Consider the following 389-nt stretch of genomic DNA (forward strand, 5'->3'; position numbering starts at 1 on the left):
CACCCCCGCCCAGGCCTACGCCACCCTCGCCCGCCGCACCCGCGAACCCCTGCGCTCCGCCCGCGCCGTCTGCACCGCCCTCGCCATCCCCGCCGCCGAAACCGACCGCCGCCTCGACGACTGCTACGACGCCCTGCTTGCCAACCCCCGACCGAACTCCGAGGCCGACACCGGCGAACTCCTCGAAGCCCTCGGCGTCTTCGACGTCCCCAAGACCCTCACCCCCCACGAACTCGCCGTCGTCGACCTCTTCCTCACCGCCATCGACGCCCTCGGCGACATCCGCGCCGGCCACCAGCACGGCCTCACCCGCTGGTTCACCACCGGCAACCTCACCGCCGCCTACCTCTCCCTCACCGCCACCAAGCCCCTCCCCACCACCGGCAACC

1 protein-coding gene is annotated in these 389 nt (G+C 73.3%); it reads left to right on the forward strand.

Going from position 1 to position 389, the window contains the following annotated elements:
- The coding region (locus VM95_RS43110; RefSeq protein WP_045706285.1) for a hypothetical protein at positions 1 to 389 on the forward strand (389 nt) is incomplete at both ends.

Source organism: Streptomyces rubellomurinus (assembly GCF_000961885.1).
GTDB lineage: Bacteria > Actinomycetota > Actinomycetes > Streptomycetales > Streptomycetaceae > Kitasatospora > Kitasatospora rubellomurina.